Source organism: Rhodococcus sp. 2H158 (assembly GCF_053764755.1).
In genome coordinates this window covers 230,208-242,382 of the sequence record NZ_JBSNCE010000003.1, presented here as the reverse complement: position 1 = coordinate 242,382, position 12,175 = coordinate 230,208, and the positions used below count along the sequence as shown (strand labels likewise).

Annotated in this window: 12 protein-coding genes; 4 read left to right on the top strand and 8 right to left on the bottom strand. The window is 72.4% G+C overall.

Going from position 1 to position 12,175, the window contains the following annotated elements; genetic code table 11:
• Position 1: 1 nt before the first annotated feature.
• Positions 2 to 1,360, bottom strand: coding sequence for a Pup--protein ligase (gene pafA, locus ACWPOB_RS04495; protein WP_455400027.1), 1,359 nt, complete (start codon positions 1,358 to 1,360; stop codon positions 2 to 4).
• Positions 1,361 to 1,391: 31 nt separating this feature from the next.
• Here pafA and ACWPOB_RS04490 point away from each other — a divergent pair, with 31 nt between their 5' ends.
• Positions 1,392 to 2,909, top strand: coding sequence for a phosphatase PAP2 family protein (locus ACWPOB_RS04490; protein ID WP_455400026.1), 1,518 nt, complete (start codon positions 1,392 to 1,394; stop codon positions 2,907 to 2,909).
• Here the strand turns inward: ACWPOB_RS04490 and prcA are convergent.
• From prcA to arc, 6 genes are all read right to left on the bottom strand, one after another.
• Positions 2,897 to 3,676, bottom strand: a complete 780-nt coding sequence (prcA, locus tag ACWPOB_RS04485) for a proteasome subunit alpha (RefSeq protein WP_165040942.1) — start codon at positions 3,674 to 3,676, stop codon at positions 2,897 to 2,899. The genes ACWPOB_RS04490 and prcA overlap by 13 nt on opposite strands.
• Positions 3,673 to 4,539 carry a proteasome subunit beta gene (gene prcB, locus ACWPOB_RS04480; protein WP_455400025.1) on the bottom strand — a complete coding sequence of 289 codons (867 nt, stop codon included), beginning with the start codon at positions 4,537 to 4,539 and terminating at the stop codon, positions 3,673 to 3,675. Before prcB ends, prcA begins: the two co-directional genes overlap by 4 nt.
• A complete protein-coding gene (locus tag ACWPOB_RS04475; protein ID WP_003937722.1) occupies positions 4,536 to 4,727 on the bottom strand; it encodes a ubiquitin-like protein Pup in 192 nt (63 codons plus the stop codon). The genes prcB and ACWPOB_RS04475 overlap by 4 nt, the downstream gene beginning before the upstream one ends.
• Before the next feature lie 138 nt (positions 4,728 to 4,865).
• Positions 4,866 to 6,359, bottom strand: coding sequence for a depupylase/deamidase Dop (dop, locus tag ACWPOB_RS04470; protein ID WP_455400024.1), 1,494 nt, complete (start codon positions 6,357 to 6,359; stop codon positions 4,866 to 4,868).
• A 10-nt stretch (positions 6,360 to 6,369) separates the two neighbouring features.
• The gene (locus ACWPOB_RS04465) at positions 6,370 to 6,810 is read right to left on the bottom strand and encodes a nitroreductase family deazaflavin-dependent oxidoreductase (RefSeq protein ID WP_455400065.1); all 441 of its coding nucleotides are present in this window, start codon (positions 6,808 to 6,810) and stop codon (positions 6,370 to 6,372) included.
• Between the two features lie 73 nt (positions 6,811 to 6,883).
• Positions 6,884 to 8,659: a proteasome ATPase gene (gene arc / locus ACWPOB_RS04460; RefSeq protein ID WP_100058782.1), complete on the bottom strand. Its 1,776-nt coding sequence runs from the start codon at positions 8,657 to 8,659 to the stop codon at positions 6,884 to 6,886.
• A 174-nt stretch (positions 8,660 to 8,833) separates the two neighbouring features.
• Between arc and ACWPOB_RS04455 the strand changes: the two genes are divergently transcribed.
• Positions 8,834 to 9,319, top strand: a complete 486-nt coding sequence (locus tag ACWPOB_RS04455; RefSeq protein ID WP_455400023.1) for a nuclear transport factor 2 family protein — start codon at positions 8,834 to 8,836, stop codon at positions 9,317 to 9,319.
• A gap of 111 nt (positions 9,320 to 9,430) precedes the next feature.
• On the opposite strand, the gene ACWPOB_RS04450 is transcribed toward ACWPOB_RS04455, so the two are convergent.
• On the bottom strand, positions 9,431 to 10,282 hold the full coding sequence (locus tag ACWPOB_RS04450) for a tRNA (adenine-N1)-methyltransferase (RefSeq protein WP_455400022.1): 852 nt from the start codon (positions 10,280 to 10,282) through the stop codon (positions 9,431 to 9,433).
• 70 nt (positions 10,283 to 10,352) lie between these two features.
• Here ACWPOB_RS04450 and ACWPOB_RS04445 point away from each other — a divergent pair, with 70 nt between their 5' ends.
• On the top strand, positions 10,353 to 11,234 hold the full coding sequence (locus ACWPOB_RS04445; protein WP_455400021.1) for a RecB family exonuclease: 882 nt from the start codon (positions 10,353 to 10,355) through the stop codon (positions 11,232 to 11,234).
• Positions 11,231 to 12,055, top strand: a complete 825-nt coding sequence (locus tag ACWPOB_RS04440) for a thioesterase family protein (RefSeq protein WP_455400020.1) — start codon at positions 11,231 to 11,233, stop codon at positions 12,053 to 12,055. The genes ACWPOB_RS04445 and ACWPOB_RS04440 overlap by 4 nt, the downstream gene beginning before the upstream one ends.
• Positions 12,056 to 12,175 lie beyond the last annotated feature (120 nt).

Below are 12,175 nucleotides of genomic sequence, written 5' to 3'. Positions count from 1 at the left end.
ACTACATCGAGGCGATGAGCCGTTCGACGCGCTCGTCGACGGAGCGGAACGGGTCCTTGCACAGCACCGTGCGCTGCGCCTGGTCGTTGAGCTTGAGGTGCACCCAGTCCACGGTGAAGTCCCGGCCGGCGTCCTGCGCGGCGGCGATGAAGTCGCCGCGCAGCTTCGCCCGGGTGGTCTGCGGCGGGGTGTGCACGGCCGCGTCGACGGACTCGTCGTCGGTCAGCCGCGTCGCCAGGCCCTTGCGCTGGAGCAGATCGAACACCCCGCGCCCGCGCTTGATGTCGTGGTACGCCAGATCCAGCTGGGCGATCTTCGGGTCGGACAGTTCCAGGTCGTAGCGGTCCTGGTAGCGCTGGAACAGCTTGCGTTTGATCACCCAGTCGATCTCGGTGTCCACCTTCGCGAAGTCCTGCGACTCGACCGCGTCGAGCACCCGGCCCCACAGATCCACCACCTGCTCGACGTGCGGATCGGGTTCGCGGGTGCGCAGGTACTCCACCGCCCGGCCGTGGTACTCGCGCTGGATGTCGAGGGCGCTGGCCTGCCGGCCCCCGGCCAGGCGCACCGGCCGCCGCCCGGTCAGGTCGTGGCTGACCTCCCGGATGGCCCGGATCGGGTTGTCGAGGGCGAAGTCGCGGAACGCCACGCCGGCCTCGATCATTTCGAGCACCAGCGACGCGGAGCCGACCTTGAGCATCGTGGTGGGCTCGGACATGTTCGAGTCGCCGACGATCACGTGCAGCCGCCGGTACTTCTCGGCGTCGGCGTGCGGCTCGTCGCGGGTGTTGATGATCGGCCGGGACCGGGTGGTCGCCGACGACACGCCCTCCCAGATGTGCTCGGCGCGCTGCGACAGGCAGTAGGTCGCGGCCTTGGGGGTCTGCAGCACCTTCCCGGCGCCGCAGATCAGCTGCCGCGTCACCAGGAACGGCAGCAGCACGTCCGAGATGCGGGAGAACTCCCCGGCCCGCACCACGAGGTAGTTCTCGTGGCAGCCGTAGGAGTTGCCGGCCGAGTCGGTGTTGTTCTTGAACAGGTAGATGTCGCCGCCGATGCCTTCCTCGGCGAGGCGCTGTTCGGCGTCGATCAGCAACTCCTCGAGCACCCGCTCCCCGGCGTGGTCGTGCTCGACGAGTTGGAGGAGGTCGTCGCACTCGGCGGTCGCGTACTCCGGGTGCGAACCCACGTCCAGGTACAGGCGCGCCCCATTGCGGAGGAACACGTTCGAGCTGCGGCCCCAGGACACCACCCGACGGAACAGATACCGGGCGACCTCGTCGGGGCTCAGTCGCCGGTGCCCGTGGAAGGTGCACGTGACGCCGAACTCCGTCTCGATGCCCATGATTCGTCGCTGCACACTTCGACAGTACCGCGCGGAATCACCGAGCATGAGCCGCAACGAGATTACGGTTGGACCCGTGATCTTCGCTCCCGCCCCGCTGACGCGCCTGGACCGGTCCCTGTTCGCCGGCAGCGCCGCCCTGCGTCCCTCCCCCGCCGACCCCGTGCTGCGGGGGCTGAGCCGCGCCGCCGACCACGGTCGGCTGTGGATGGGCTGCGCGGCGGCGTGCGCCGCGATGGGTGGCCGGCCCCGTCGCGGCGCCGTCCGCGGCATGCTGGCGCTGGCCGGGGCCAGTGCCCTGGCCAACGGGGTGCTCAAGCCGCTGCTGCCGCGCCGCCGGCCCCCGGCCCGGCAGGACGGCCCGCTGCGCCGCTCGCTGCCGACGCCGCGCTCGTCGTCGTTCCCGTCCGGGCATTCGGCGTCGGCGGCGGCGTTCACCACCGGGATGGCCCTCGAATCCCCGGTGACGGGGGCGTTGCTCGCGCCGGTGGCCGCGGCGGTCGCCTACTCCCGGGTGCACACCGGGGTGCACTGGCCGGCCGACGTTGTCACCGGCGTCGCCGTCGGTGCGGCGGTGGCCCTGGCCACGCGCCGCTGGTGGGCGGTGCGCCCCGACGAGCCCGCCCGGCTGGGCCCGCCCGGCCCGGCCCCCGCCCTGCCGCAGGGCCGGGACCTGCTGGTGCTGGTCAACCCCGGCGCCGGCCGCGACGACGACGCGGGCGTGATCGCGGCGGCGCTGCCCCAGGCGCGGGTGGTCACCCTCGACCCGGACGAGGAGTTCACCGCCCAGCTGGACCGGTTCGTCGCCGAGCACACCCCCGCAGCGCTCGGCGTCCACGGCGGGGACGGCACCGTGCGGGCCGCGGCGAGCGCGGCCGTCGCGCACGGGCTGCCGCTGGCGGTGTTCCCGGGCGGCACCCTGAACCATTTCGCCCGCGACGCCGGGCTGCTCGACCTGGAGCAGACCGTGCGCGCGGTCGAGCGCGGGCAGGCGCTGCGGGTCGACCTCGGCCGGGTGTGGGTGGACGGCACCGGCCCGGACGGTGCCGACCGAGGTGGACACGTGTTCGTCAACACCGCCAGCGTGGGCGGCTATCCGGACTCGGTGCGGCTGCGTGAGCGTTGGGAGCCGCGGATCGGCAAGTGGCCGGCCGCCGCGGCGGCGCTGGCCGCGGTCCTCGCGACCGCGAGCCCGCTGCGGGTGTCGCTGGACGGGGTGCCCACCGCGGTGTGGTTGCTGTTCGTCGGCAGCGGCCGGTACGCGCCGGACGACCGGGTGCCGATGTCACGGCCCCGCATCGACACCGGCACCCTGGACGTGCGGTATCTGCGGGCCGACCTGCACTGGTCGCGGACGCGGCTGCTCGCGGCCGCGGTCACCGGCAGCCTCGCCGGGTCCCCGATCCACGTGCGGCGCGAAGCGCCGGCGCTGTCGGTGCGGGTGCGCAGCGGCCGGGTCGCCCTGGCCACCGACGGTGAGGTGCTCGCCGAGGGCGCGCTGTTCGAGTTCCGCAGCGTCCCCGGCGAGCTGACCCTCTACCGGCCCCTCGATCAGGAACCCTGAACGGGCCCCGACCCGTCCGGTCCGGTGGTGCCGGTGTCGTCGCCGGACCGCTCGCCGGTGCCGGGCAGCAACTGGTCGAGCGCGGCGCCGGTGATGCGGCGGAACGCGCGACGCGGGCGCGGCTTCTCGAGCACCGCCACCTCGAGCTCGGCGCGGCCGAGCACCCGGGTGCCGATCTCGGCCCCGGCGGCGGGCACCTGCTGCAGCGCCTGCACCGCGACCTGCACCGCCTCGGCGAGGGACAGCCCCGGCCGGTACGACTCGCGCAGGGCGGTGGCGATGGGTTCGGTGTGCCCGCCCATCACCACGAACTGCGGTTCGTCGACGATCGAGCCGTCGTAGGTGATCCGATACAGCTGCGCGGTGTCGGCGGAGTCGGCGCGGCCGACCTCGGCGACGCAGATCTCCACCTCGTACGGCTTGGGCTGCTCGGTGAAGATGGTGCCCAGGGTCTGCGCGTACGCATTGGCCAGCGACCGCACGGTCACGTCGCGCCGGTCGTAGGAGTAGCCGCGCATGTCGGCGTGCACGATCCCGGCGCGCCGCAGGTTCTCGAACTCGTTGTACTTGCCGACCGCGGCGAACCCGATGCGGTCGTAGAGCTCGCTGACCTTGTGCAGCGCCTTCGACGGGTTCTCGGCAACGAACACCACCCCGTCGGCGTAGGTCAGCACGACCACACTGCGACCCCGCGCGATGCCCTTGCGCGCCAGTTCCGAGCGATCGCGCATGATCTGCTCGGCGGACGCATAGTACGGCAGCGTCACTGCGCACCTCCCTGCCCGTGCTCGGAGACGGTGCGGTCCGCGACGACGGTGCGGGCCAGCGCCGACAAGGTCTGCTCCGGCACCTCGGTGGCGCCGTCGGCGGTGATGACCACCGCGGTGGGATAGATGCCGCGGGTGGTGTCCGGGCCGCCGGTGGCGGTGTCGTCGTCGGCCGCGTCGTAGAGCGCCTCGACGACGGTGCGCAGCGCGGCCGCCTCGTCGGCGTCGGCGCGGTAGAGCTTCTTCAGCGACGACTTGGCGAACAGCGATCCCGAGCCCACCGCGTGGTAGCCGGCGCGCTCCTCGTAGCGGCCCCCGACCACGTCGTAGGACACGATCCGGCCGGCGCGCTGCGGTTCCGTCGCCTCGAGGTCGTAGCCGACCAGCAGCGGCACCACCGCCAGGCCCTGCATCGCGGCCCCGAGGTTGCCGCGCACCATCGACGACAGCCGGTTGGCCTTGCCGTCGAAGGTCAGCGGCACACCCTCGATCTTCTCGTAGTGTTCGAGCTCGACCGCGAACAGGCGCACGAGCTCGATGGCCAGGCCGGCGGTGCCGGCGATGCCGGCCGCGGAGTAGCTGTCGGTGACGAACACCTTCTCCACGTCGCGGCTGGCGACCATGTTGCCCATGGTGGCGCGCCGGTCACCGGCGATGAGCACGCCGCCGGCGAACGTCACGGCGACGATCGTGGTGCCGTGCGGGGCGATGTCCGCGTCGGCGCCCCGCAGCCCGGGACGGTTCTCCGGCAGCAGTTCCGGCGCATGCATGCGCAGGTGGTCGGAGAACGAGGACAGCGGGGAACCGAACGGCATGCGCGGCGGGTGGACGGGGAACGGGATCGGCGAACGCTCCGCTGTCACTGGCCGCCCTTCTGCACGTACGCACGCACGAAGTCCTCGGCGTTCTCCTCGAGCACGTCGTCGATCTCGTCGAGCAGGTCGTCGGTCTCGGCCGCGAGCTTCTCGCGTCGTTCCTGACCGGCACCGCCGTCGCCGACGACCTCGTCGTCGTCGCCTCCGCCACCGCGTGTGGTCCGCTCCTGAGCCATAGCGGTCGACCTCCTCGTTCGTTCGTGGGGCCCGCTCCGGCCTCGGCCGGTGCGAGCTCCGACTGCTCGGACCTCCACCCTACCGAGCAGATGCGACACTCCGCGCGACTACGCGCGTGTCGCGCCCGCCCCGACGGGTCAGCTGGTCAGTTCGTCGACCAGTTGGGCCGCCGAATCCACCGAGTCGAGCAGCTTGCCGACGTGCGCGCGGCTGCCGCGCAGCGGCTCGAGGGTGGGGATGCGCACCAGGGATTCGCCGCCGAGGTCGAAGATCACCGAGTCCCAGCTGGCGGCGGCGATGTCGGCGCCGAACCGGCGCAGGCACTCGCCGCGGAAGAACGCGCGGGTGTCCGACGGCGGGGTGTGCACCGCGTCGAGCACATCCTGCTCGGCGACCAGGCGCTCCATCGAGCCGCGGGCGACGAGCCGGTTGTACAGGCCCTTGTCCAGCCGCACGTCGGAGTACTGCAGGTCCACCAGGTGCAGCCGCGGCGCCGACCACGCCAGGCCCTCCCGGTTGCGGAAGCCCTCGAGCAGGCGCAGCTTGGCCGGCCAGTCCAGCAGGTGCGCGCACTCCATGGGGTCGCGTTCGAGCAGGTCGAGGATCATCGCCCACTTGTCGAGGATGTCGCGCACCCGCTTGTCGTCGGTGCCGGCGTGGAACTTCGCGACGCGCTCGTGGTAGATCCGCTGCAACGCCAGGCCGGTCAGCTCCCGGCCGTCGGTCAGGGCGACGGTCTTGCGCAGCGTGGGGTCGTGGCTGATGTGGTGCACGGCGGTGACCGGCCGGGCCAGCTGCAGGTCCGACAGGTCCACCCCGGCCTCGATCAGGTCCAGCACCAGCGCGGTGGTGCCGACCTTGAGGTAGGTCGACATCTCGGCGAGGTTGGCGTCGCCGATGATCACGTGCAGGCGCCGGTACTTGTCGGCGTCGGCGTGCGGCTCGTCGCGGGTGTTGATGATGCCCCGTTTGAGGGTGGTCTCGAGCCCGACCTCGACCTCGATGTAGTCGGCGCGCTGGGACAGCTGGAATCCGGCCTCGTCGCCGGACTGGCCGATGCCGACCCGGCCGGAACCGGTGATCACCTGCCGGGAGACGAAGAACGGGGTCAGCCCGGCCACCACCGCCGAGAACGGGGTGTCGCGGGCCATGAGGTAGTTCTCGTGGGTGCCGTACGAGGCACCCTTGCCGTCGACGTTGTTCTTGTACAGCTGCAGGCGCGGTGCGCCGGGCACGCTCGAGGCGTGCCGGGCGGCGGCCTCCATCACCCGTTCGCCGGCCTTGTCCCAGATCACCGCGTCGAGGGGGTCGGTGACCTCCGGCGCCGAGTACTCGGGGTGGGCGTGGTCGACGTACAGCCGGGCGCCGTTGGTGAGGATCATGTTGGCGGCGCCGACCTCGTCGGCGTCGATGACGGGGGCCGGACCGTTGAAGCGGCCCAGGTCGAATCCGCGGGCGTCGCGCAGCGGGGATTCGACCTCGTAGTCCCAGCGGGTGCGCTTGGCGCGCGGCACCCCCTCGGCGGCCGCGTACGCCAGGACCGCCTGGGTGGACGTGAGGATCGGGTTCGCTGTGGGCTCGTTGGGTGAGGAGATCCCGTACTCGACCTCGATGCCGATGATCCGCTGCATGACGTCGAGATTAGGTGATCGGTGCCGGTCCGGCCGGGCCGGGCGGGGCGGGCGGCCCGGGGCGGGCGGCGGACGGGGCGACGGCGGCGTCGAGATACTCGACCGAGCCGGTCGTGCGCAGGACCGTGCGGACGCCGGGCGGCGCCCACCGCACGGCCGGGTCGCGGCCGAGCACGGGGTCGACGAGGTCGATGCGGCGGCCGCGGGTGTGCAGGGTGCAGCCGCCGGCGGCGAGGACGTTGCGTACCCAGTCGGTGCGGGGGCCGTAGGTCAGGGCGATGCGGTAGCCGCCGTCGCGGCCGAACACCAGCACCGGGGTGCGGTAGCGGCGCCCGGTGCGCCGGCCGCGGTGCTCGATCACCGCCGTCAGCGGTAGGTGTCCGGCCAGGGGCCGGGCGAGCCGGTTGGTGACGACCCTGTTGAACCGGGCCAGGGCGCGGGGCAGCGGCACGGTCACCCTCCTGACGGTCGCGTCGCACGTCGGTGGGGTCGCCGCGGGACACGGCGACCCCACCGACGCGGCGTCACAGGTACTGGCCCGTGTTCGACTCGGTGTCGATCGCCCGGCTGGCGCTGGCGTTCTTGCCGGTGACCAGGGTGCGGATGTAGACGATGCGTTCGCCCTTCTTGCCGGAGATCCGTGCCCAGTCGTCCGGGTTGGTGGTGTTGGGCAGGTCCTCGTTCTCGGCGAACTCGTCGACGATGGAGTCGAGCAGGTGCTGCACCCGCAGACCGGGCGCGCCGGTCTCGAGTACCGACTTGATCGCGTACTTCTTGGCGCGGTCGACGATGTTCTGGATCATCGCGCCGGAGTTGAAGTCCTTGAAGTACAGGACCTCCTTGTCGCCGTTGGCGTACGTCACCTCGAGGAAGCGGTTCTCCTCGCTCTCGGCGTACATCCGGTCGACGACCCGTTCGATCATGGCGCGCACGCACGCCCCGCGGTGCCCGCCGAACTCGGCGAGGTCGTCGGCGTGCACCGGCAGTCCCTCGGTGAGGTACTTGGAGAAGATGTCCAGCGCCGCCTCGGCGTCGGGCCGCTCGATCTTGATCTTCACGTCGAGTCGGCCGGGCCGCAGGATCGCCGGGTCGATCATGTCCTCGCGGTTGGACGCGCCGATCACGATGACGTTCTCGAGACCCTCGACGCCGTCGATCTCGGACAGCAGCTGCGGCACCACCGTGGTCTCGACGTCGGAGGACACACCGGAGCCGCGGGTGCGGAAGATCGAGTCCATCTCGTCGAAGAACACGATCACCGGGGTGCCTTCGGAGGCCTTCTCGCGGGCCCGCTGGAAGATCAGCCGAATGTGGCGTTCGGTCTCGCCGACGAACTTGTTGAGCAGCTCGGGGCCCTTGATGTTGAGGAAGTAGGACTTCGCTTCCTTCGAATCCTCGCCGCGGGCCTCGGCGATCTTCTTGGCCAGCGAGTTGGCGACGGCCTTGGCGATGAGGGTCTTGCCGCAGCCGGGCGGGCCGTACAGCAGCACGCCCTTGGGCGGGCGCAGCGCGTACTCACGGAACAGGTCCTTGTGCAGGAACGGCAGTTCCACCGCGTCGCGGATCTGCTCGATCTGCCGGCCGAGGCCACCGATGTCGTTGTAGTCGACGTCGGGAACCTCCTCGAGGACGAGGTCCTCGACCTCGGCCTTGGGGATGCGCTCGAAGGCGTAGCCGGCCTTGCTGTCGACCAGCAGCGAATCGCCCGGCCGCAGCTTGAACGACGGCTCGGAGTCCTCGCTCACCTCGACGGTGCCGGCCGCCGCGGCGGCCGCGGCGGCGAGCGGCTCGGCCAGCCACACGATGCGCTCCTCGTCGGCGTGTCCGACGACGAGGGCGCGGGTACCGTCGTCGAGGACCTCGCGCAGGGTGGTGATCTCTCCGACCCGCTCGAATCCGCCGGCTTCGACGACGGTCAGCGCCTCGTTCAACCGGACCGTCTGGCCGGAGACGAAGGCATCGGGTTCGAGGTTCGGGGACACCGTGACCCGCATCTTGCGGCCGGAGGTGAACACGTCCACGGTCTGATCGTCGTAGATGCCGAGCAGCACCCCGTAGCCGCTGGGGGGCTGACCGAGCCGGTCGACTTCCTCGCGCAGGGTGATCAGCTGCTGGCGCGCCTCCTTGAGCGTGTCCATCAGCTTGCCGTTGCGCACGGTCAGGGAGTCGATCCGGGCCTCGAGGTCACGGACCTGTTCGGACGGTTCGACGAGCCGCCGCCGCAGGGCGGTCGCCTCGGCGCGCAGCGCTTCGAGTTCTTGTGCCGCCGCAACCGAATCCGGGTTCTCTGTCGAGCTCATGTGCGACTCCCTCCACTATCGGTCTTTCCACGCTACCGGCAGACGGCCGACTGTGTGGTGCGACGCGAAATCGGCATGCTGCGAATGCGTGTCGGATTCCTCACGGCGGCGGGGCCGAACCGCCGATACCGATGTTAGCCTTGCCTTTCTCTCTGCCGGGTCGAAAGGATTCCCGTGACCACTCGCACGAGACGGGCAGCTGCCACCGTCGCCGTCGCCGCACTGACCGCGCTGCCCGCCTGCGCCACCGACGACTCCGCCGGTGCCGGTGGGTCGCCCACCTCCCCCGCCTCCGCCGCGACGACGTCCGCGGCCGGCCCCGCCGCCGCGGCATCCGAGGGCGAGCTCGAGGCGGTGCTCACGACGTTCTTCGACCCGGCGGTGCCGGCGGCGGACAAGGCCGTGGTGGTCGAGGACGGCGACGACCGGGGCACGCTGCTCGAGCAGTTCAACGGGGTGCTCGCCGGCTACCCGCTCACCGCCGACGTCGAGTCCGTGAACGCCGTCGACGACGACACGGTCTCGGCGACCGTGCAGGTCACCGGTCCGCACGGCGGCGCCCCGATGCCGCTGACGTTCGAGCGGGAGGACGGCACCTGGCGGCTGGCGGACGAGAGCACCTGCCAGGTCCTGGCGATGGGGTCGCTGAGCTGCTCGTGACCGGGGCGGCTCGGCCGCCGTGCGGACCAGGCGGCTCGGCCGCCGTGCGGACCAGGCGGCTCGGCCGCCGTGCGGACCAGGCGGCTCGGCCGCCGTGCTCGACCGGGGCGGTCAGCCCTTGCTGGGCCGGCGCTGCGGCTTCGGTGTGACGGTGCCCTCGGCGAGGCGGCGGGCGCTGACCAGGAACGCGGTGTGTCCCTGCATCCGATGCTCCGGACGCACGGCCAGGCCGACCACATGCCAGCCGCGCACCATCGACTCCCACGACCGGGGTTCGGTCCAGCAGGTCTGCTCGCGCAGCGCCTCGACCACCTTCGACAGCTGAGTCACCGTCGCCACGTACACGATCAGCACCCCACCGGGCACCAGCGCCCTCGCCACCGTCGGCAGCGCGTCCCAGGGGGCCAGCATGTCCAGCACCACCCGGTCGACCGGACCGTGCCGGTCGAGGTCGTAGTCCGCGACGTCGCCCACCGTGAGATCCCAGTTCCCGGGACGCTCCCCGAAGAAGGTCTCGACGTTGCGCACCGCGTGCTCGGCGTGGTCGTCGCGCACCTCGTAGGAGATCACCCGGCCGGTCGGTCCCACGGCCCGCAGCAGCGAACAGGTCAGCGCACCCGAACCGGCGCCCGCCTCGAGCACCCGGGCGCCGGGGAACACGTCGCCCTCGTGCACGATCTGCGCGGCGTCCTTGGGGTAGATCACCTGCGCCCCGCGCGGCATGGACAGCACGTAGTCGGTCAGCAGCGGCCGCAGCGCCAGGTAGGGGGTGCCGTTGGTGGAGGTGACGACGCTGCCCTCGTCCGTGCCGATGAGCGCGTCGTGCAGGATGCCGCCGCGGTGGGTGTGGAATTCCTTGCCCGCCTCGAGCACCACCGTGTACTTGCGGCCCTTGGCGTCGGTGAGCTGCACCCGGTCACCGACCTCGAACGGTCCGCTGCGCCCGAGTCCACCTGCTGCCATCGCCGTATCCACCTTCGTCCGCTCCGCCGGTACCGACACCGTGTCGGTCCCGGGCCATACCCTGCCAGGTGTGAGCACAGCCGCGACGACACCCCCCACCGACAACCGGCCCGCGGCCCCGCGGACGCCGGCGCTGTCGCCGTCGCGCGCCGCCGACTTCAAACGCTGCCCGCTGCTGTACCGGTTCCGGGCGATCGACCGGATACCCGAGGTCCCGTCGCGGGCCCAGCTGCGCGGCAGCGTCGTCCACGCAGCCCTCGAGGCGCTGTTCGCGTTGCCGGCCGCCGACCGGCGGCCCGGTCCGGCCGGCGAGCTGGTGGCACCGGCGTGGCAGCGGCTGCTCGAGGACGCACCCGCCCTGGCCGAGGTGATCGGCCCGGGCGAGCGCGACCGGTTCCTCACCGAGGCCCGCGCCCTCGTCGCCCGCTACTTCGCCCTCGAGGATCCCACCGGGTTCACCCCGGAGGCGTGCGAGCTGCGCGTGGAGACCGAACTGGACGACGGGCTGCGGCTGCGGGGCTTCGTCGACCGGATCGACATCTCCCCGCAGGGGCTGGTGCGCGTGGTCGACTACAAGACCGGCCGGGCGCCCCGGGAGACCGGCGAGGCGGCGGCGCTGTTCCAGCTGAAGTTCTACGCGCTGGTGGTGCTGCGCACCCGCGGGGTGGTGCCGGCGCGGCTGCGGCTGCTGTACCTGGCGGACGGGCAGGTGCTCGACTACACCCCCGACGAGGACGAGCTGCGCCGCTTCGAGGGCACCGTGCGGGCCATCTGGGCGGCCGTGCGGGCCGCGACCGCCGCGGGGGACTTCCGGCCCAACCCGGGGCCGCTGTGCCGGTGGTGCGATCATCGGGTGCGGTGCCCGGCATTCGGCGGCACCGCCCCGCCCTATCCGGGCCGGCCGGACGAGCCCGCCGGCGCGGCCCGTACCGAGGAGGAAACGAGCGAGTGAGCGACGCGGCGTACTTCGTGCCGATCGACGGCGGCGGCCCCGGCGACGGGGGCGCTGCCGTCGAACGGTTCCGGCCCACCGCCCACACGGTCAGCACGTGGGCACCGACGATGCAGCACGGCGCCCCGCCGTCGGCGCTGCTGGCCCGCGCCCTCGAACGCTGCGGCCGCCGCCCCGGCGCGCGGCTCACCCGCGTCTGCGTGGAACTGCTCGGCCCGGTGCCGCTGACCGAGATCGAGGTCCGCACCCGCATCGACCGGCCCGGCCGCAAGGTCGAACTCGTCGTCGCCGAGCTGTGGGCCGCCGGCCCGGACGGCACCCGCCGTGCGGTGGCCCGTGGCACCGCCTGGCGCATGCAGACCGCCGACCTGCCCGAGGTCGCCCACGCCGCGGACGCGCCGCTGCCGCCGCCGGCGCAGGGCATCGCCGAACACCCCGGCTCGGAGTTCTGGCAGACCGGGTTCGTGCGCACCCTGGACTGGCGCACGATCACCCCGATCGGGGCGCCGGGGCCGTCGGCGGCGTGGCTGCGCACCGACCTGGCGCTCGTCGAGGGCGAGGCCCCGACCCCTGTCGAGCGGCTGTTCACCGTCGCCGATGTCGCCAACGGCGTCGGTTCCAAGCTCGACCCCGCCCTCTGGACCTTCCTCAACACCGACCTGACGGTGCACCTGTTCCGGGAACCGGTCGGCGAGTGGGTCGGCATCAGCGCCGAGACGTCCACCGGACCGGACGGGGTGGGCATGACCGCCGGGGTGCTGTACGACGAGGACGGCGCCGTCGGCCGGATCGCCCAGACCGTGCAGGTCCGCCGCCGCTGACCACACCCCGCGCGGGGGCCCCGGCATCCGACCGCGGATCACTGCGCGCGGACCCGACCACCGGGTCGTTCGGCCGGCGCCTCGCCGGGAACATCCCCACAGGACCGATGTGCACCTGCC

Bases quoted from the DNA above. Each gene is read 5' to 3' on its own strand.
- ACWPOB_RS04490 (WP_455400026.1), top strand. From the start codon at position 1,392: ATGAGCCGCAACGAGATTACGGTTGGACCCGTGATCTTCGCTCCCGCC.
- ACWPOB_RS04475 (WP_003937722.1), bottom strand. From the start codon at position 4,727: ATGGCTCAGGAGCGGACCACACGCGGTGGCGGAGGCGACGACGACGAG.
- dop (WP_455400024.1), bottom strand. From the start codon at position 6,359: ATGCAGCGGATCATCGGCATCGAGGTCGAGTACGGGATCTCCTCACCC.
- arc (WP_100058782.1), bottom strand. From the start codon at position 8,659: ATGAGCTCGACAGAGAACCCGGATTCGGTTGCGGCGGCACAAGAACTC.
- ACWPOB_RS04450 (WP_455400022.1), bottom strand. From the start codon at position 10,282: ATGGCAGCAGGTGGACTCGGGCGCAGCGGACCGTTCGAGGTCGGTGAC.